This window comes from Congzhengia minquanensis (assembly GCF_014384785.1).
Classification (GTDB): Bacteria; Bacillota; Clostridia; order UBA1381; family UBA9506; genus Congzhengia; species Congzhengia minquanensis.
Genome location: NZ_JACRSU010000004.1, coordinates 155,250 through 174,957 on the forward strand (window position 1 = coordinate 155,250; position 19,708 = coordinate 174,957).

Annotated in this window: 20 protein-coding genes; 3 read left to right on the plus strand and 17 right to left on the minus strand. The window is 48.1% G+C overall.

Annotated features, from left to right (window positions below; translation table 11 throughout):
- On the plus strand, positions 1-528 hold the full coding sequence (nrdG, locus tag H8698_RS10965) for an anaerobic ribonucleoside-triphosphate reductase activating protein (RefSeq protein WP_249313522.1): 528 nt from the start codon (positions 1-3) through the stop codon (positions 526-528).
- A 23-nt stretch (positions 529-551) separates the two neighbouring features.
- Positions 552-998: a dUTP diphosphatase gene (gene dut, locus H8698_RS10970; protein WP_249313523.1), complete on the plus strand. Its 447-nt coding sequence runs from the start codon at positions 552-554 to the stop codon at positions 996-998.
- Positions 999-1,054: 56 nt separating this feature from the next.
- On the opposite strand, the gene H8698_RS10975 is transcribed toward dut, so the two are convergent.
- The 9 genes from H8698_RS10975 to H8698_RS11015 form a co-directional block, all read right to left on the minus strand.
- Positions 1,055-1,924 (minus strand): glycoside hydrolase family 43 protein, encoded by an 870-nt coding sequence (locus tag H8698_RS10975; RefSeq protein WP_249313524.1) that lies wholly within the window; start codon positions 1,922-1,924, stop codon positions 1,055-1,057.
- Positions 1,925-1,938: 14 nt separating this feature from the next.
- Positions 1,939-2,673, minus strand: a complete 735-nt coding sequence (locus tag H8698_RS10980; RefSeq protein WP_249313525.1) for a DUF4886 domain-containing protein — start codon at positions 2,671-2,673, stop codon at positions 1,939-1,941.
- 31 nt (positions 2,674-2,704) lie between these two features.
- On the minus strand, positions 2,705-2,971 hold the full coding sequence (locus H8698_RS10985; protein WP_177680281.1) for a pro-sigmaK processing inhibitor BofA family protein: 267 nt from the start codon (positions 2,969-2,971) through the stop codon (positions 2,705-2,707).
- Complete coding sequence (locus tag H8698_RS10990; RefSeq protein WP_249313526.1) at positions 2,968-3,270, minus strand: DUF2508 family protein; 303 nt, start codon at positions 3,268-3,270, stop codon at positions 2,968-2,970. The genes H8698_RS10985 and H8698_RS10990 overlap by 4 nt, the downstream gene beginning before the upstream one ends.
- 66 nt (positions 3,271-3,336) lie before the next feature.
- Positions 3,337-4,581: a metallophosphoesterase family protein gene (locus H8698_RS10995; RefSeq protein ID WP_249313528.1), complete on the minus strand. Its 1,245-nt coding sequence runs from the start codon at positions 4,579-4,581 to the stop codon at positions 3,337-3,339.
- 129 nt (positions 4,582-4,710) lie between these two features.
- Entirely contained in the window at positions 4,711-4,881 is a 171-nt protein-coding gene (locus H8698_RS11000) for a DUF362 domain-containing protein (protein ID WP_177680284.1), read from the minus strand.
- A 92-nt stretch (positions 4,882-4,973) separates the two neighbouring features.
- On the minus strand, positions 4,974-5,888 hold the full coding sequence (locus H8698_RS11005) for an LCP family protein (protein WP_249313530.1): 915 nt from the start codon (positions 5,886-5,888) through the stop codon (positions 4,974-4,976).
- Between the two features lie 27 nt (positions 5,889-5,915).
- Positions 5,916-6,989 (minus strand): LCP family protein, encoded by a 1,074-nt coding sequence (locus tag H8698_RS11010; protein WP_249313532.1) that lies wholly within the window; start codon positions 6,987-6,989, stop codon positions 5,916-5,918.
- 283 nt (positions 6,990-7,272) lie between these two features.
- A complete protein-coding gene (locus H8698_RS11015) occupies positions 7,273-9,690 on the minus strand; it encodes a glycoside hydrolase family 38 N-terminal domain-containing protein (protein WP_249313533.1) in 2,418 nt (805 codons plus the stop codon).
- Positions 9,691-9,825: 135 nt separating this feature from the next.
- Between H8698_RS11015 and H8698_RS11020 the strand changes: the two genes are divergently transcribed.
- On the plus strand, positions 9,826-12,327 hold the full coding sequence (locus tag H8698_RS11020) for a C1 family peptidase (protein ID WP_249313534.1): 2,502 nt from the start codon (positions 9,826-9,828) through the stop codon (positions 12,325-12,327).
- A 42-nt stretch (positions 12,328-12,369) separates the two neighbouring features.
- Here the strand turns inward: H8698_RS11020 and H8698_RS11025 are convergent, their stop codons facing one another.
- The 8 genes from H8698_RS11025 to rsgA form a co-directional block, all read right to left on the minus strand.
- Positions 12,370-13,455 (minus strand): polysaccharide deacetylase family protein, encoded by a 1,086-nt coding sequence (locus H8698_RS11025; RefSeq protein ID WP_249313535.1) that lies wholly within the window; start codon positions 13,453-13,455, stop codon positions 12,370-12,372.
- 25 nt (positions 13,456-13,480) lie between these two features.
- On the minus strand, positions 13,481-14,548 hold the full coding sequence (locus tag H8698_RS11030; protein WP_249313536.1) for an acyltransferase family protein: 1,068 nt from the start codon (positions 14,546-14,548) through the stop codon (positions 13,481-13,483).
- Positions 14,549-14,641: 93 nt separating this feature from the next.
- Positions 14,642-15,307, minus strand: coding sequence for a potassium channel family protein (locus tag H8698_RS11035; RefSeq protein WP_249313537.1), 666 nt, complete (start codon positions 15,305-15,307; stop codon positions 14,642-14,644).
- Between the two features lie 32 nt (positions 15,308-15,339).
- Positions 15,340-16,461 carry a glycoside hydrolase family 88 protein gene (locus H8698_RS11040; RefSeq protein WP_249313538.1) on the minus strand — a complete coding sequence of 374 codons (1,122 nt, stop codon included), beginning with the start codon at positions 16,459-16,461 and terminating at the stop codon, positions 15,340-15,342.
- 14 nt (positions 16,462-16,475) lie between these two features.
- Complete coding sequence (locus tag H8698_RS11045) at positions 16,476-17,096, minus strand: thiamine diphosphokinase (RefSeq protein WP_249313539.1); 621 nt, start codon at positions 17,094-17,096, stop codon at positions 16,476-16,478.
- Complete coding sequence (gene rpe, locus H8698_RS11050; protein ID WP_249313540.1) at positions 17,093-17,746, minus strand: ribulose-phosphate 3-epimerase; 654 nt, start codon at positions 17,744-17,746, stop codon at positions 17,093-17,095. The genes H8698_RS11045 and rpe overlap by 4 nt, the downstream gene beginning before the upstream one ends.
- Before the next feature lie 45 nt (positions 17,747-17,791).
- On the minus strand, positions 17,792-18,742 hold the full coding sequence (locus H8698_RS11055; protein WP_249313541.1) for a uroporphyrinogen decarboxylase family protein: 951 nt from the start codon (positions 18,740-18,742) through the stop codon (positions 17,792-17,794).
- A gap of 65 nt (positions 18,743-18,807) precedes the next feature.
- The gene (gene rsgA, locus H8698_RS11060; protein ID WP_249313542.1) at positions 18,808-19,689 is read right to left on the minus strand and encodes a ribosome small subunit-dependent GTPase A; all 882 of its coding nucleotides are present in this window, start codon (positions 19,687-19,689) and stop codon (positions 18,808-18,810) included.
- Positions 19,690-19,708 lie beyond the last annotated feature (19 nt).

The following is a 19,708-nucleotide window of genomic DNA, read 5'->3' on the forward strand; positions in this document are numbered from 1 at the left end:
ATGAATTATTCAGCCATTAAAACTCACGATGTGGCAAACGGTATTGGCGTTCGGGTTTCGCTGTTCGTCAGCGGCTGCACCCACCACTGTAAGGACTGTTTTAACGCCGAAACCTGGGATTTTGCCTTTGGCAACCCGTTTGGCGACGCGCAGGTACAGCAAATTTTAGAGGCTCTAAAGCCTGACTATATCAAAGGGTTTTCGCTCTTGGGCGGTGAGCCCTTTGAGCCGCAAAATCAGCACGTTTTGGCACCGCTGCTGAAAAAAATTAAACAGGCCTATCCCGACAAGACAATCTGGTGCTACAGCGGATATTTGCTGGACACGGAGCTTTTAAGTAAAAGCCGCGCCAGGTGCGAGGCGACAGATGAAATGCTGTCTTACATTGACATATTGGTAGACGGCGAGTTTGTAGCGGAGAAAAAGGATTTAAACCTGCGGTTTCGCGGAAGCTCAAATCAGCGGATTATAGACGTGCCTGCAACGCTTCAGGCCGGCAAGGTAGTTTTGTCGAAAGAATTTATGTAAAATAGAAAGGTAATTCGATATTTATGGATCACAGACAAGTGAAATTTACGAAGTTAGACAGCCGGGCCAGTGCTCCGGAATTCGGCACGCCCTATGCGGCAGGCGCTGACTTGCGCGCTGTAAGTGACGAGCCCATTACAATTCGGCCCAATGAAACGGTGCTGGTGCACACAGGGCTTGCAATGGAAATACCCGAAGGGCTGGTGGGCCTGGTATATGCACGGAGCGGGCTTGCCTCGAAGCGCGGACTTGCTCCGGCAAACTGTGTCGGCGTAATCGACAGCGACTACCGCGGTGAAATTATGGTGGCGCTTCACAACCATTCAGCAGAAACACAGACCATTGAAAGCGGCGAGCGGATTGCACAGCTTGTCATTGCCCCTTACATTTCTGCGGAGTTCATTGAAGCCGGCAGCCTGTCTGACACAGACAGGGGCCAGGGCGGATTTGGCTCTACAGGAACAAAATAAATTAAATTTAATTTAAAACCGCGGGGAAATCAATTGATCGATTTCCCCGCGGTTTTTTAGTTAGAAATTTTTAATTCGCTGCCTGAATCTATTACATCAAAAAGCACCGGACGTTCCATAGGATTGTTGTTGGGCCTGTGAAGGATGAGCTTCAGCCCGCCTTCAAAGGTTTGAAACAACATGCCGTGGCCGCCGTCGCGGTCAAGCAGCAGCGGGTGGCTGTGCGTCCAGTTTCCGTCAATTTCGTCATTGTCTGAGGTGGCGACGGCCTGCACATAAGCATCTTTGGTATTAAAGCTGGACCACAAAAGAAACAATCTGCCGCTTTTGTTTCTGTAGAAAAACGGCCCGTCGGTAACATATCCGTCTGTTTCAGCCACATTTTTCGACCAGGAGGGGTCGGAGGCGTGAAACAAAAGCATTGGCTCGCCTATGGTATGTTTTAAATCCTCTGTAAGCTTTAAGGCGCACATCTCGCCGTCTGTCACTTGGGTCCATTCGTGGCAAAACACAATGTAGGGCGTGTTGTCTTTCGTGATATAAAGCGTTCCGTCAAGGCACTCCCAGCCGTGCGGGGTAATGGCCTTGTCGCTGTGCTCTTGAAAGGGGCCTTTCGGGCTGTCGGCCACCAAAATTTGTGTGCCCCGGTGGTCTGTTTCGCTTTTAAATGAAGCAAACATATAAAATTTTCCCCGATAAAAATGAACCTCCGGCGCCCAAAAGTTTTTTGTGCCCCAAAAATCAGAGTCTGGCTCAAAACAAGAAATCGGCTCAGTCCAATTCTCTAAATCGGAGCTTATGTAAACGTCAAACCCCAGTGGGCTTGTCGTTTCCCAGGCATTTTTACCCCGGGTGCCATAGAGGTAATAGGTTCCTTTATGGGGCAGGATAAAGGGATCGCGGATATGGATTTCGTTAAACTTCATAGCTGCTTCCCTCCTTATCTGTAGCTTTCCACTGCCTCGTGGGCAATTTCCTGCATGAGGGAAATGGTGTCAAAGTCAGTTGGAACGTCTAAGTCGCAGAAGGAGTTTCCCACCACGCTTTTTTCTGTGAGGGCTTCAAACCAGGTGGCGGCGAGCAGATACCGGCCCGGCCCTAAAGACGCGTGAAACGTGTCGCGGTGGGTGTTGTGAAAGCCGTGCCTAACCGCCAGATGCATGCTCTCGCCGGACGGGATAATCCGGTCAGCCGAAATTGCTTTTGCCGCTTTCCCATAGGCGGCTTTAATGTCTGAGAACATTTGGGTGCTTGTTTCATAGCCCATCTCTTCTGTCAGTCTTGCGCTTCCGTCCTCATAGGCCCAGGTTTGGTGAATGACCTGTTTTGCGCAGGGCGCATGAAAGGTCACATAGGCAGACAGCGCGTCTAAATAGGGCTGGTAGGTTTTATAGTCGGGACTTTTGTGGCTCACCTGCTGCAGGGTTACAAAGTCCCATTCGTCGCTCTGCAGCGCGTCTTTAATGGAAACGGAAAAGCCCGTTGTTTCCCCGCCGAATTCAAGGGAATAGGCTCGTTCGTCGTTGTTCATGTTTTTAAAATGCCGTGACAGCGGGCAACCCCCTATGTATAAATTCACGACTTTCATATCTTCGCCAGACGCCTGTACGATTTTTCTTAAATATCTGGTAGCGTCTTGAGAAAAACTGTTTCCAATTGCCAATACTTTCATCATTTGTTCCCTTTTCCTTTCTTCTTATGTAAGTTTAAACCTGATAAATGAGTTTCACAATTGCCATCAGTGCCACGCCGGGCAGGCCCAAAATACCGGCAATGGAGGCGCTGGCAATGTTAATGCCAATGGCAAATGAACAAAATGCAAAGAGTTTGTTGAATATGTAAAGCCCCGCCCAGCCGGCGGCGGAGTTTAAAATCAGAAGAAAAAGCCCCTTAACAGGTTTGATGAATGCAACCGCTAAAAACAGGGCCACCGCGGCGGTGACAATGCAGGCGATCAAAACAGGCGTGCTCATATTGTTTCCTCCAAAAATGGCAGTGACGTCAGATGAATGGATTTTGCAAGCTTGATATAGCGGTTAAAATTCAGTTCAGCCGCTTTTAGGCGGTAAATGCAATATTCCTTTGCATCTGCGTCGGTAATCAGGTTTAAATTCTGCCGAATGGAATCGAACTCCGATTTTGCTGCAGAAAGCTCGGATAAAAAGGCTTCCCTTTCCCGTTCCTGTTCCTTTTCCTCCTTGGTTTTTCTTACATATTCCATTAATTTTTCCGTTATTTTAATCCGGCGTACTTGTCCCGTAACTGATTCCATGTGCATAACCTCCTCTTGTTATCAGTATAATCAGTGCGGGACTAAAATATTCCAAAATTAACAAATTTAATCCACTTGAAAAGCACAGGAAAGCGAAGTTTCGCCGTGCGCAAAAAAGCAGTTCATGGGGAACACCCGCAGCTGATAGGAACCTGCCGTTAAGCCGGGCAGTTCAAAAGTGATTTCAGGCGCATAATTTTTACCGAGGGTGAGGTTATAAAAATCAGATGCAACGGTTTTGGCCAGCACCTCGTTGCCGTTTTCGTCCGTCACCATAAGCTTATAATATTCCACACAAACGTCAAAGCTTAAAAACCGTTGACGGATTGTGGCAAATACACATTCGCCGTCCGTGCGGACGCAAACAGAAGCTTCCGGTGAAAATTCCGGACGTTTTGCCTCAAACCGCCGTTTCTTTCCATAGGGGAAAATGCCGTTTTCGGCTTCGTTTAAATCAATTACCCAGGGGCGTCCAACTACTTTTTGGGAAACCAAATCCACTTTAAACACCTTTACCACCTTGCCCGTTACTTCTATGAACAGGCTTTGGGAGAAGCCAAAAACGGGTTTGGTTTCATAGTCGCACCCTTCCAATGTAAGGTATCCTACGGCGCAGACTGGGGCGCTTACAGACGTAAATCCCTCCTGGAAAATTGCCTTTTCGTCTAATACATGGGTATGCCGGTGACCTGAGATGTGAATAATTCTAGGACGTTTTGTCAGAAAGCTCCGAAACTCCTCTGAAAAGGAGGAAGGTTCTTTCCCTGCATTTGCTACTGTGTTGTGCAGTGGGATGTGGGAAACAAAAAACACGGGATTCTCCGGGTCGGTGGAAAGGGCGATGCTTAATTCGTTCATGGCCCATTTTTCGGTTTCCGGCGAAGATTCCATTGCCCAGGACAGAACGGGGTATTTTATAAAATGAAAGCCGTTTAAAATAACGTGCTCCATTGCCGGCTGGCCTGTTTTTGCAAGCCAGGTGTTAAGCGCCTTATTGGTTAAGGCGGGGTCGGTGTTGCCCTGGGGGTATTCGTGATTTCCAAGCACAAAAATTTTTGGTGTGTCTGCTGGAATTGTGCTTTCTATCGTGTTTAAAATAAAGTCGTAGTTAGACGTGTAAATGTTTCGGCACACGGAGTCCTCCCAGCTGTCCAGCTGATAGGCAATGTCGCCTGTAAAGAGAAATAAATCGCTTTTAGGCAGTTTCTTCGTGTGGAACTCCAGTGCGTTTTTAAATTCATTTTCGCCTGCGCCGAACTGTGTTACATGCACGTCGCTGATGACGCTGATTCTTAAATCTGGTTTAGGCATAAGAGGCACCGCTCCTTTTTTTTATTTACTTAATCTTAGCACAGCAGTTTTAAAAAGTCAATAACAACTCCAAAAAGAGGCAGAAAGAAAGGCCGCAGGGAAGTTCCCGCGGCCTTTGCGTCTGTTTTATTATTCCGGTTTCGGAGCGTCAACAGGACATACGTTTGCGCAGTTTCCGCATTCGATGCAGGTATCAGCGTCAATTACGTATTTGTCGTCCCCAGCGCTGATGCAAGACACGGGACATTCCCCGGCGCATGCGCCGCAGCTGATGCAGTCGTCTGTAATTATGTAAGCCATGAATGAATACACCTCCTTTTAAAGGATATCGGGCCGGGCAAGGAAAGCCGGGCCGCAAAGTATTTAAGATTTAAAAAATCTTTAAAACAACGTTAGTCAATCACTTTTTCGTTGATTGGGTTGTTGCCGGAAGACGTGCTTTCACCGTCTGAGTAGCCAAACTGAGTGCGAACCAAATTTTCTGTGGCCGCCTCATCGCAAAGATAATACGACACGCCGCCAATCATTTTCGGCGCTCCGGGCAGTGTGTAGGAGTTAAACTCAACCTTGTCGCTGTCGCGGAACTTCCAGGCATATTTTAACATATACATAACAGACATGTCTGTTTCCACATTTTTGCTGATTTCCTTAACCACAGGAACCGCCTTAAAAATATATTTCGGGCTTAGCTTTTGGTTAATCAGCTCTTTTAAAAACGCCTGCTGCATATCAATCCGGCCAAGGTCGCCGGTGGCATATCCTTTCCGGAACCTTAAAAGTCCTTCTGCGTCAGCACCGTTTAACGTTTGTTTTCCCTTTTTTAAGTGAATATGTAAATCCTGGGCCGGGTCGTCGTAATCCATGTCCATGGGCACGTCAAACTCCACACCGCCTAATATGTCAATAATATTCCGCAGGCCTTCAAAATTTACCTTGCAGAAGTTATGTATCGGCATTCCTGTTAAGTCTTTCACGGTTTCAATTAAAAGCTCCTCGCCGTTTTGTTTGCCGATGCAGGCGTTAATTTTGCCGTGGGAACCTTTTTTAAACTCAACTCTGGTATCCCGCGGGATAGACATTAAGTTCACCGTTTTTTCTTTGGGGTCTAAAGAAAACAGCATGTTCACGTCGGAACGGGTGCCGTCTTTGTCCACTCCCACAACCAAAACGTTGATTTTTCCGGAGCCGGAACTGTCTAATGCGTCTTGAAAGCCGGTGTTGGACGAAAACAGCTGGAACACCACAAAGATGATAGCCAGCACCGCTAAGGTGATGACCAGCGACAGAATAAATTTTCTTTTGTTCATGTTTTAAACCTCCAAGAGCGGGCGTCTTTAGTCTATTTCCGTAGCCGGCTTCCTTGATTGTGCAGGCGCCTTTGAAGCAGACCCAGAGCCGTCTGTGGTTTTCGGCGCAGCGGCAGCGCTGGGCTGTGCGCTTGAAGACGGGGAAGAAGATGCCTTGGCGCGCTGCTCCAGCGCCTTTGCCTCGTCTTCCGGATAGCCAAACTCCTCTAAAACCAGTTTTTTTGTTTCAGAGGGACTGTAGATATAGTAAGAAACTTTATTTTCATACCGGTCGGTTCCGGGCAGCAGGTATGTTTTCAGTTCTGTTGTGTCTGCTGACTTTAACATACTGATAAATTCAAGGGCTGTTTTTACCGTAAAGTTCGTATGCACATATTTATATGCCGCATTAATCAGTTCCGGCGCTTTTAAAATATACTGCGGCTGCATTTTCTGACGGAACAGCTCCGACAAAAAGGCCTGCTGTGCGCCAATTCTTCCAATGTCGCCCTTGTAGTAATCACCGGGGGCGTAAACCTCGGCTCCCTTGTTGTTATGGCGGAACCGCACAAAATCGTGAGCCGCCTGCCCGTCTAAATGCTGTTGGCCGGCCTTTAGATGAATGTGCAAATCCTGGGCCGGGTCGTCATAGTCCATGTCAAAGGGAACGTTATAATCCACGCCGCCTAAAATATCAATAATTTCCTTAAACCCGTCAAAATTAATCTCACAGTAGTAGTGAATGGGCATTTTCGTAATGGTTTTAATGGTTTCAATCATAAATTGTTCGCGGTTTTTCATGCCCATGCAGGCGTTAATTTTCATCACTTTCCCATTGTTCAGCGTGATTTTGGTGTCACGGGGAATAGACATGAGCTTAATCTCTTTTTGCACGTTGTCTACATTTACCAGCATAATGGTATCGGAACGGTGGCCGCCCTCGTCCACTCCTAAGAGGAGCATGTTCAGCTTCCCTTCCATGGGAGGCTTGTCAAGCAGATTTGCAATATCGTCGTCCAGCGCCGTCATATGGGACATTTTTCCGAAGTAGATGCCTAAGTTTATAGATGCAAACGCTAAAAACGCCGTCACAAATATCACAACAAACTTTTTTATATTCATATGTGAAAATCCAAAGCCTTTCTGCCCGCAAATATGAAACAACAAGCGCCTTTATCGTGCGGGCAGATAAGGCACGGCAAAAAATTATATGCATTTTTTCAGCAAAAGATGAAACCAAATTATAGTTTTGCCAAATAAAGGATTTTCATACGCACGTATAATACCATTACACCTGCATATTTAGACACTTTATTATACTATAAGTTTATTAAATAACTATTAATAAAATATTAATAATTGGTTTCTGCAATGGAAAAATCGGCAAATTTTTTGGTTTTGTAACCTATTCACACAATTTTTTGCCGTCCGTTTTCAACAATTTCAGCTCAAATTTGCCAAAATGCAGCGTTTCGCGAATTCCAAGGCTTGGAATAGAAATTTCGGCGTCCTGTTCGTGTTCCGTTGTGTTAAACAGATGCAGGGCGAAGCCGTCCGGCGTCTGTTTGTAGGAGGACACAAGCACGTCTTTGCTGGAGCACAGAATGGAAGAAGCAGAGGGTGCTCCTTCGCCTGAAGGGAAAAGGGACATAATCTGCGGCTGTTCGTTAAAGCACTGGGCCTGGGCGTCGATGTTCTCAAACGGTGCAAGCCGCAGGGAAAAATGCCGTTCTCCCATGTCGATGTGGGAAAGAAAACGATTTTTCGGTGCAATTTCACGGTCTAAAATGGGGTGGGCGGAGTAAACCGGGGTTCTGAGCAAAGAAAGCTTAATCGCGCCGTTTTCAAAGGAGCCGCCATATATTCCGCGGTTGATTGCGCAAAGGCCGCCTTTTCCCTCTTTGATTCCGCACCATTTGTGGAATGTTACCTCAGCGCCGCCGTTTTCAAGCTCCTGTGTGCCGAATGCCGTTTGCCCATAGGCCGTGCCTAGTTTGTGTCCCGTGTCAATTCTATATTTTATCATTTTATTGGCATTTGCAGAAAACAGGGTAATATCAACGTCTAAGTAAATATCGTGTTTGGGTATGGTATATTCCACCACGGCGTAGGTTTTGTCATAACGGAAAATGGCCTGAATTTTCGTCCGCAGACTGCCGTTTTCAATCACCCTGACATTGCGGAGCGTTTCTTCCCTGTGGCCAATGAAGTCTGCCGCTTCCTCATTTGATATTAGGGAAAAGACACCGGCAAAATCCTGAAAAGACGATACTGTCATGCCCCAGGGATCTTCGTTGTCAGAGAAAACCTCCAAAACGCCGGTTTCGCCGGCAATCATATCGCTGCCGTCTATCTGATATGTTTGAATCAGCCCGGTTTTGGTGCTGATTTCTACCCTCAGCCTGCCGGCGTCTATCACAATTGCATCGTTTTCTTCCGGCTGGGACAGCATTTTATAATCCTTTACCACCGAAAGGGAACAGTTAAACCGGGTGATGCCGGAGGGGGCGAGCGTGCCGCGGAACGACACCTTCTGAATCCAGTCTAAATGGAACGTGCAGGAGGGTTTTTCATTTTGGCAGACCAACGCGTTCCCATTTTCGTCATACACACAGGCCACGGTTTGCTCACCGTCGTTCCAGTTCTGGTTTTCCAGCATAAATTCAATTTCAAAGTCGCCCTCCACCGCATATGGGTGGGGGTTAAAGGCCATGATTGGAATTTGCTTATCCATTGGCTTTTTCTGTCCGCTGCAAAGGGCAAAAAAGGCTTTTGCCTGCAAACGGTCTAACGTTTCCTCAGCATGGGACATAAGTCTTAAACTGTCTTCTTCCGCCTGCTTAATGGCCGAGCCGGGCAGAATGTCGTGGAACTGGGAAAACGCAAGGTCTTCTTTTGCACGTTTCATTTGCGCGCCGTCAAATTCCGTGCCGTTTTGCAGGGCGGCACAGGCCATCATTTTTTCTGTTACCATCAGCTTGTTTTCCAAAGACCTGTGGGCCTGTTTTATGCGCACCTGGGAGGTATAGCACCCCACCATGGTGTGGCACAGGGAGGTTTTTTTAACAGGCAGGTTTTGTTTGTTTAAACCGCTGAAATAGCTGTCTGCGTCGGAGTGGACGATTTCCGCTTTGTCCTTCCTTTCGTCTATGAGCGCGTTAATTTCGTTTAAATCGATTTCCGACGGGCCGCCGCCGTGGTTTCCAATGCCCCACAAAATTAAGCCGGTTTCGTGCTCGGGGTATTTGTTCAAATAATCTTCTATTTTTTGACGCGCAGTGCCTTTTAACGTGTTATAGCCGCCGAAAATATTGTGTGCGCAGATTTCGCTGCCGTCAAATCCAACCCACTTAAAATCAAACAGGGCCTCCTCGTTAGGACGCATGTAAATATAGTTTTGATAGCCGCATTTCGCAAGAATTTGCACCAAGCCCCGGGTGTGGCCAAAGGGGTCGAAATTAATAGCGGTTTTAAAACTTACGCCGAATTTTTCTTTAAAATATTCCTGGCCAAGCTCAATTTGGTTTAAAAAGCTTTCGCCTGAAAGCATGGTGCAGTCCGGCTGCAAATACCAGCCGCCCATAATTTTCCACTTTCCGGCAGCCACCAAAGCCTGAATTTTTTGGAAAAGCTCCGGCTCATATTCTTCCACCCATTTATATAAAACCGCCTCGTTGTGGTTAAACACAAACCCGTCATATTTTTCGCAGAAGTTCACTGCCACGCGAAAGGTAGAAACCGCTTCGGCTACGCCCTCTTTCCACTGCCATAGCCAAACCGGGTCTAAGTGCGCGTTGCACAAAAGATGGATTTTTGGTTTCATAAAATCGTCCTCCTGAAAATCATATTATATTATCTTTTTCATATCATAAATGACATGCTTTGTCAACCTTTTTTTTGATTCCCCACTTGGAAAACCAAACGGTTTGTGGTAAGATAAAGACAAGGAGGTGTCAGCATGAAAAAGTTGTTTACATTGGCTCTTGCCGCGGCGCTGGTTTGCTTCACGGTTTTACCCGTAGGCGCCGCCGCAAAACCGGTAAGTGAATTATGTGAATACAGCGGCTCGCCCGATTCATTTTGGGTAACGGAAAATTACGACGGGGCAGCCCCAAAATCAAGGGCAAAGGCCGCGTCCGGCCTGCCGGAAACGTTTGATTTACGAAATGCCGGCGGCGTTTCTTTTGTCAGCAGTGTGAAAAATCAGGGAAATACCAACTCCTGTTGGGCGTTTACCTCGCTATCCTGTCTGGAAACGTTTTTAAGGCGCAAGACATTTGAAAGCAGCGGTGAGCTTATTGGTTACGACTTCTCGGAGCGCCACTTAGAGCACGCCACCTATCCTGCTATGCAAGACGGCACGAACCCCTATGCGCCAACCTGCCGCAGCGCCAACGCCGGGGGAAACGTGGTTTCCGCCGCAGGATATTTTCAAAACGGACTGGGGCCGGTGCCGGAAAGCGGTATGCCCTTTGAAAACAAAATGGACACGTTAAGCCGGGCAGACATTCAAATTGCGCCGGCGGCAGCGGTGCGCGCCATGCGCTATTTTCCGAAATTTACGAGCAATATTTTTGACTATAACTACCATGAGCTGATTACCGGAATTAAAGAGGAAATTTACCGCGGCGGAGGCGTTTCAGCGGTGATGAACACCAACGCCGGCGGATATAATGCAGACGGCACGGCGTATCATTCCGCCGAACGGACGGGCACGGCAAACCACGCCATAACGCTCATCGGCTGGGACGACAATTTCAGACGTGAAAACTTTGGGGCGGACAAGCCGGAGGGAAACGGCGCGTGGATTGTGCGGGACTCTGCCGGGGAGAGCGCTCATGACGGCGGATATTTTTATCTGTCCTATGAAAGTGTTGACACCTATAACATGTGCTTTTCTGTGACAGACGCGGCAGACAGCATCCCTTACGACAACGTATACAGCGTAACCTCTGGCACCTGGGCCTATGGGAGGGGGTATGAAAACAACGGCGATATGGCATATGCCGCAAACATCTATGCGAAACAGCCGGTGCCGGAGCTTTTGACAGACGTTGGATTAAGTTTCCGCGGATATACGGAATATGAGATTTATGTGAACGCAAACAATCAGGATTTAACGCCGGAAAACCTTACTCTGGCGGCAAAGGGCACCCAGGACCATATGGGATTTGCGACAGTGACGCTTCCTGAGCCGGTTTTGCTTACGGGAACGGAATTTGCAATTGTGATCAAATATGTCACGCCGGGCTATTCTTACAGTGTGCCGGTGTCAATTCCGCCTTTCTGCCCTGAAATCTCCCAGGGGTGTTCCTATCTTTCTCCCGATGGGGAAACCTGGGAGGACACAGCGCTGTCTGACTGTGTGGTGGGAATTTACGGCTATACGAAAGACTGCGGTGAGAAATCGGCGGTAAGTTTTTCAAAACTGGGAAAAACGTATGTCACAGTTTATGACGAAGGAGGACGCCTCATTCGCCCGAAAGCCGACGGAAGCTATGCGCTCGCCGCCGGGACATACCGCTACATTGCAGAGGAACAGGCTTTGGGCCTTGCAGAGGGGACGTTCGTGACGGACGGTTTTACGCCCCAAAACCTTGAGCTATCCCAAACAGATTTTGTGGAGCAGCCTGAATCTGACATGCCCTATGTAAAGGTAAAGGAAATTGCCTACCGGGCAACCGTGGAACCGGCGGAATTTGTTACGCTGAACCTGTATATGGGAAGGGCGGAAGGATTTAGACTTTATTATGAAACTGTATCCGGTGAGCAGGCGGAGGTTGCAGAACAGTTTTTAAGCGTAGATGCTGGCGGCAGGGTTCGGTTAAGCAGGGAGTTTTTAACGCCCTTTTTGGACGGCGGCGGGGGCGGCGTTTCCCTCTTAGTTGTGTTCACCGGTTCAAACGGCTTAGAAATGAAGACGGACACCTGCCGGGTTGTATTTACAAAATCGGCCTTCGGGGGTGTGTTCAGCGCCCTTGCCAACGTGATTTATAACCCGACGGAAAGCGTTAACAGGGCATATGTGGAGCAGTTAATCAAACAAAATCTGGCTATAGGCGGTCAGGTTGAAATCAAACAATATGACGTTGCCTATCCCACAAAAACGCAGAACGGATTTTTAACATGCGACATTTTGGTGCTGGACGCGTTCTCAGGGCGGTATTATCAGTTCGCGTTTCATGGGGAGGTGCCCCGGGTTTTACAGGAGGTTACGCTGCAAAACGGGAACTACCGCGTCAGGGTGCGGAATAATGTGGAGGGAATTCACACGGTGAGCGTGTTTGCAGAATATGGTCCCGGCGGGAGGCTGCTCTCCGTCACCTATAAAAATGTGGCGCTGATTGAAAGCAGTTTTTCCTATCCCGACAGAGGCAACCGCGTGAAACTTTTTGTTCTTTCCGCAGAAGATTTTATTACGCCCTACGCGCCTGCTTTTGACAGCGATTTCACAAAATAAAAACAGCGCCGGACGCAGCAAATGCGCTCGGCGCTGTTTTTATCAATGAAACGAACTGTATGCCTTTCCGTTTTCTAAGGAAACGCCCTTGGACTCAGCCAGCTCGCTTATGGTAACCAGTTTGTAGCCCCGGGAGATAAGCTCGGGAATCGCCCGAACCGCCGCCTCGGCAGACTGGCTGTAGAGGTCGTGCATTAAAACTACAGAACCGTCTTTCACATTTTTTAAAATGGCGTTAACGGTGCTGTCTGCGTTTCTGGTTTTCCAGTCCAGCGTGTCCACAGACCACATGATGAGCGGTGCGTCAGCCAAAGAAGAAACGGTGCTGTTATAATTTCCATATGGCGGACGGATTAACGTTGGCTTAGCGCCGGTGACGGCAGCAATTGCGTCGGAAACGTCTTTTAGTTCCGCTTTCACGCCGTCTGCCCCCAGGGTTTTTAAATTTTTGTGGTTCATGGTGTGGCTTCCAATTTCCATGCCCAGGTCATAGACCCGCTTCAGCACGGAGGAATGGGGCTTTATGTTATAGCCTACCACAAAAAAAGTGGCTTTTGCGTTGTTGGCCTCTAAACAGTCTAAAATTTTTGGCGTAAACTTGCTGGGGCCGTCGTCAAACGTGAGGGCCACCATTTTGGTGCCGGTTGGGGCTTTTTTCGGAAAATCGGCCGGACTTTGATACCACCCGGCATCCAGGTACGAGTCAAGCTCCGACTTTTTTATATCCAATGTGCGGCTGTCGGTGGCATAAACTGTCATTACAGGCTCCTCATACCAGCCAACCTCTTTATAATCCTGCATTTCGCTTTCATAAACGTCGATGGTGCGGCCGTCAGGGGCATACATGGTAACAAGTTCTACCGGCTCCGGTTCAGGCGTAGGAGTCGGCTCCGGCGCTTTCGTGTTTTCAGGCACCGGCGATTTTTCTGTCGCCGGAGGCGCCTCGTTCTGCTTTTTTATGGGAACAAGCTTGCCGCCGTGTTTTGTTTCGGCTTCAACTGCGCTTTGCCCAACAAGCCTGTCCGAGCCGTCGGGATAATATATCCTTGTCATGGCGCCTGCGCTGACACCTGCACAAATGCCAAAGGACATGATAACATAAAGCATGGTGCAAATAAATTTTTTCATACAGAACCCCTCCTTTACTCCGTGTTTATCTGGAGCCGTTCATAAGTTTCCAAATTCCCCCGGCATACCGCTTCAGCAGCATCGACAGGGCCACTAACAGCGCCAGCGTAATTACTGGGAGCAGAAGATACTCAAACAGCGCAGTGACCGGTGTGACGGGAAAAATGAGCTGATTTGCCGCCTGGAAAAACTCTAAAATCGTTCCGTGGGCGGAATATATGAAAAATGTAATGGTCGTAATATTTTTGGGCAGCGGCTTTGTAATGACGCTGTCGAACAGAAACCAGAACGAAACGGCTGACACGGTGCAGAACAAAATGTGAAACACAAGGGCCTGGGTTACCTGAAACAGCACGAAAAAGGCCTGTCCCAAAACCACGCCCAATACCGCCAGGCGTTTTATCTGTTTCTCTTTTTTATTTACTGCGTCAAAATAGTGCATTCCTACAAAACCGCCCAGCATATAGTAAAACAGGCCGTCGATTTGGATAAATTTTTGGTGGAACACATTCATGGAAAGGTTTCCTGCTGCGTCGGTGCAAAACAACAGAAACACCGCGCTTAAAGTGACAATTGCCACAGGCTTGTTTTTTAGAAGCACATAAATGACTGGGCAAAGCAGTGTGTATAAAATGAGCTGATACATGAACCAATAGCCCAGGTTGTATTTATATAAAAACACGCCCTCTAAAAAGTTTTCAGGGGTGAAAACCACACGGTTGATGTGTAGAACGTCCTCCACAACGTGAAACTTGCCCAAAAGATAAAAAAGCGAAAAGCGGAACAGGTTCCACAAAAGGTATGGAATGATCAGCGAAAAGAAACGGTTTTTCATTTTTTGCGGATATTTGCTGAAATTAAAATCCCGGTAAAACAGAATACCCGAAAACATGAAAAACGATGGAACGCCGATTTTAGCAATGTCACCGGAAATCAGCCGTTCAAAATAGTAAACAAACTTTTCAAAGACGGACTGATTGGGGGAAACAGAAAAATTTCCGAGATTTTCCGTATGGATTAAAATCACCAGAATGCTTAAAAAGGCGCTGTAGCTCAGCAGCTTTTCCTTATTTATGACACGCTCGCCGTTCAATCAAAAAACCTCACAATATATCACATAGTTATTCACTATTATAATATATTGTAAGGTTTTTTTCAAGCATTTCTCAGAATTTTCGACGTAAAATTATGTTTCCGCCTCAAATTTGCGAATATTTTCAGACTTGCCAATGACGATGAGTTTATCCTCCCGGTCAAAAATTTCGTCGGGCCTGATTTCAGTAATCACATCTTTTCCCCGGCTGATCGCGATGATGTTCAGCTTATACTTTTTCCGGATTTCCGACTCTAAAACCGTTTTTCCCGCGAAAGAATCCGGCAAGCTAATTTCTGCAATATCAATGTCACCCTTCAGCTCAAACAGGTTTTGAATCCGCTCAGACAGCAGGCGGCTTGCCAGCCGTTCCGCCATGTCCCGCTCGGGGTAAACCACCTCGGCCCCGATTTTTTCTAAAATTTCGCCGTGGTCTGCATTGGTTGCCTTGGCAATGACGCGTTTTACGCCCATGCTCACCAAATGAAGCGTCACCAAAATGCTGGTGTCGATGTTCTCGCCAATTGCCACCACCACGACGTCGCAGTCCTGAATTCCGGTGGCCTCTAATGTTTCCTTGTCCAGTCCATTTTTAATTACAAAGGCATATTGGGTATAGTCCCGCAGCTTCCGAATGCTGTCTTCGCTGGCGTCAATCACCATAATTTCGCTGCCCGATTCCGCCAGATGCACCGCCAAAGCTGTGCCAAACCGGCCTAAGCCGATAATTCCATAGGTCTTTTTTATTTTTGATTTCATGTATGTTCCACGCGCCTTTCGCTTTGCGTTCTTTACCAGAAAAGCATGTCAAAACCTTTCAGTTTATAAATTGCTTCTGCAAAATAATAGTCTGCATAAATAATCGGGAAGTTGTTCCCATGATAGCTTTCCGAGCCGCACCGAAGGATAGATTCCTCTTTGTCCGTCCAGTCGGCAAACGCTTCCTCAGCCGCGTGTAAAAGCTTCATTGCGGCGTTTTGGTAAAGCCTGCTTTCAAACTCCGGAACAGCCTTGGCAATTTCAATGAGCCCGCAGGCAGCAATCATGCCTGCTGTGGAGTCGTAAATCACCGGCTCCTCCGGGCTTCTGAAATCGGATTTAGGAAGATAGTCGTCGCACACCGCTGCGATAAAGTAGTGGGCAACCCGTTTTGCCGTGTCTAAATATTCCTGCTTTCCTGTATGGATAAAGCTCAGCACAAACCCATAAAGCGCCCAGGCCTGCCCCCGGGACCAGGACGACCCCTCGCCATAACCCTGCCCGCCAAAGGTTTTTATCAGCTCTCCCGTTTCCGGGTCATATTCGTTAATGTGGTTCACCGACCCGTCGGGACGCACATGAAATTTTTGTGTTTTTTCCGCATGGCTCTCGGCAATATAGCGGAACCGGTCGTCTTTGGCATCAACTGCGGCGCGGTATAAAAGGGGAATGTTCATCATGCAGTCGATGATGGCCCAGCCCTCATGGCCGTCTCCGTTCCAGGCGCGGATAAAGCCGCCTTTGGTGTTATAGCGGGACGCTAAAATCGACGCCGCTGTCATAAACCGCGCGTGAGAGCGCTCGTTTCCGGTGAGCCGGAAGTTCACACCGGCGGTTAAGTTCCACATGAACCCAACGTCGTGATGCAGACCGAAAAAGTTTTCAAGCGCCTTGTCTAACAGTTCTTCCGTTACCTCCGCCGTTTTGCGGTATTCCTCGTTTTTTGTGCCGACATACATTAGCCACATCAGACCGCCCCAAAAGCCGTTTGTCCACCAGGATATGTCCTCACCCTGCTTGTCGTCAAACACGCCGTTCACCGTGGTGTAGGGCAGCTTGCCCCGGGCGGAAATGCAGGTTTTGGAAAGCTTTTTGTCTAACCTTTCCCACATTTCGTCAACCCACTTTTTTTCTGTTTCATTTAATGCAATCATTGTTCCACCGTCCTCTATTTTTTTCTGCAAACCATCAGTAACATTAGCCCGTTTCCCGGGTCAATTTCTGCATATTCCTGAATAAATTCGTTGCTGACCCCCAAAGAGTTACCCAAATCCATTACCGCGTCGCTTAAGGGATAGTAAACTCCCCGGGCAAACACGTGCTCGCATTTGGTGAGTGGAATTAAAGAAAGGCACCGGCCTTCCTGCCGCGGAATCCGCACTGGGGTGTTGATCAGCGTTATGTAATTGTCCTTGTCCGCAAGAGCGACTTTTACGCCGCGGTCAAGCCCAAACTTTAACAGTTGAATATTGGCAAGGGTGTGGTCAATCCGCCCTCCCAGCGCACCTAAAACCAAAATGCTGTCTGCGCCATGGCGGGTTGCAATTTGAATGGCTTCCTGGGTGTCGGTCATGTCCTTTTCCGGCCGAAGGCGAACAATTTCCCGGCTTTGAATTTTGTTTTCGTCAAAGAAAGAGTCTAAATCACCAACAAATATGTCTGGTACCAGCCTTAAGCGTTCCGCATAGCTGTAGCCTTTGTCCGCGGCAAGAATCAGGTTGAAATCATCAGGGCAAACGCCCTCCGGCAGACCGTCAAAATCACCGCCGGCAAAAATCAACGCGTTCAATTGTCTATCTCCGTTTCGTTTAAAAATGAGCAAACCGCCTCTTTGGGCGACTGCGCCCCAAAAATTGCAGTGCCTGCAACCAAAACGTTTGCGCCGTTTGCTATGGGAACAGTTTTGTTCGTTAAATTTATGCCGCCGTCAACCTCAATGTCGAAATCCGGGCCGAAAAAGGTTCGCGCTGCCTGGATTTTGGCGTTTACACCGTCAATGTAGCTCTGACCGCCGAAGCCTGCAAACACCGACATAATCAGCGCCATGTCGATTTTGTCCCGGTAAGGGAACAGCCGCTCTGCCGGAATGTCGGGGTTCACAGCCAGGCCGCATTTTATGTTGTGCGACTTTATTTTATCCAGCGTTTCATCGATGTCGCTGCTGCAGCCAATGTGAAACGTAATAATATCTGCTCCGGCGGCCGCAAAATCGTCAATATAGCGCAGGGGGTCCGAAATCATTAAATGAACGTCGAACACCATTTGGCTCATTTTACGAATGCTTTTCATCACCGGCGCACCAAATGAAATGTTGGGCACAAAATGCCCGTCCATTACGTCGATATGAAGATATTGCGCGCCTGCGGCTTCCACCGCAGACACCTCCTCGCCCAATCGGGAAAAATCTGCCGAAAGAATGGATGGAGCTAATAAAATCATTGGTATTCCTCCCTTTAATGCTGCCGTTTTCGGCTGTTCTCTTATTTAATACATGCGCATCCGTTTCCAGATATCCAATACCAACTGATAGCGCTTGGGATCCATTCCTTTAAACGGCACGTTGCTGGTGCAGAAGATGTATCCGCCGCCGGGCTTTCCGTAGGTCAGACAATATTCCGCGCTGTCTGTCACATCCTGTTCGGTGCCGGTTTGCAGCGCCGCACAATGCACATTGCCGCACAGGCACACCTTGTCGCCCACCAGCTCTTTTACCTTTTTAATGTCCACGCCTGCCATGGGGTCTAACGAGTGCAGAGCGTGAGGGTTACATTCCACCAATTGGTCTAAAATCGGCATAATGTTTCCGTCTGTGTGTTTAATGGTATATAATCCGTCTTTTCTGGCAGCGTCAATAATCTGATACAGATACGGCTGAATGAACTCGCCAAAGTTTTGAGGAGACAGAAACGGTCCGTTATTATAACAATAATCCGAACAGAGCAGCAGGCAGTCGATGCCGTTTTCCTGCAGCCATTTGTTGTGTTCAATCGCCGCGTCTGCCCGTTTCTGCGCTTCTGCTTTCAGTCCCTCGGGGTCGTCCGCCATGCGGTATGCAAATTCATACATTTCATTGCCGTCCGGGATTGCAAACGTACCGTCGCCGTGGCTTCCGAGCATTACGGTATCGCCTACAATTTCGCGCAGACAGCGATGATACAGGGCTAAGTCGTTTGGGTCATTTAATTCATATCCGTGCGCCGGAATAATGGAATATTCCAATTTGGAATAAACCTCTGCGGTATATTCCGCCTCTTCATAAATGGCGCGGTCTTTTTCCTTCCGGCTCATTTTGCGTTGGTTTTCCTCGCTGAACTGCGCGCCGAATAAGGGTCTGCCGAACATTTCCTCTGCTAACTGAAACTCCAGTTCAAAAGTAGGAACCATATCCGGCGTCTGCAAATTCAGCGCCGCCACTGCACGTTCTTTTGGCGTCATAATGCTTCACCTCTTGTTGTTCTGATTTAATAGAAAATGATATAAATCTTTAATAGCTGTTCTTTTTAAAGCTGCCAGTCTTTAACATCTTTTAAAGAGTTGTAAAGCGCACAGTAGCTGTTGTAGCGGTTTTGACCGATTTCGCCTCTATTTAATGCGTCTTTCACCGAGCAGTCCGGCTCGGTGATGTGGCTGCATCCCGGAAACCGGCACTGGCCGCCGTGTTTTGCAATTTCCGGAAACATGGCGGAAAGATTCTGGGCCATCATTTTTTCCACTTCAAAAGAGCCAAACCCCGGCGTGTCGAACACAAAACCTCCGAAGGAGAGAGGGAACAGCTCTGTGTGCCGTGTGGTGTGTTTTCCCCGCTGAATTTTATCGCTCACCGCTCCGGTTTTTAAGGTGAAGTTTTCCCCCATGGCGTTGAGCAGACTGGATTTCCCAACTCCCGAGCTTCCGGCCAGTGCAGTAACCTTTCCCTTTAACAGGTCTTTTAAACGATCCACACCCTCGCCTGTTTTGGCGGAGCAGACAATCACGGGAAAGTCTGCCAATGCATATTCCTTTGCCAAATTGGCGGCTTTTTCCCGGTTCAATTCTGCTTTATTAATGCACACGGCGCAGGCTACCCCCTGGGATACCGCAGTTACTGTCAGCTTGTCAATCAATTCTAAGGCCGGTTCCGGTGCGCTTATGGCAAAGGTGACCAAAAGTAAGTCAATATTGGAAACGGGAGGCCGGAAAAACTGGTTTTTCCGCGGCCCGATTTTGGTTACATACCCTTCCTTTTCTTCTGGGTCGGTAATTTCAATCTCCACCCTGTCACCCACCATGGGAACCTGCCCGTCTTTGCGGAACCGGCCCCTTGCGCGGCAGGAGAAAACCGTACCGCTGTCGCATTTTACATAATAGAACCCGCCGATTCCTTTCATGATTGTACCAGTCATTTATGCAAGCCGTCCTTTC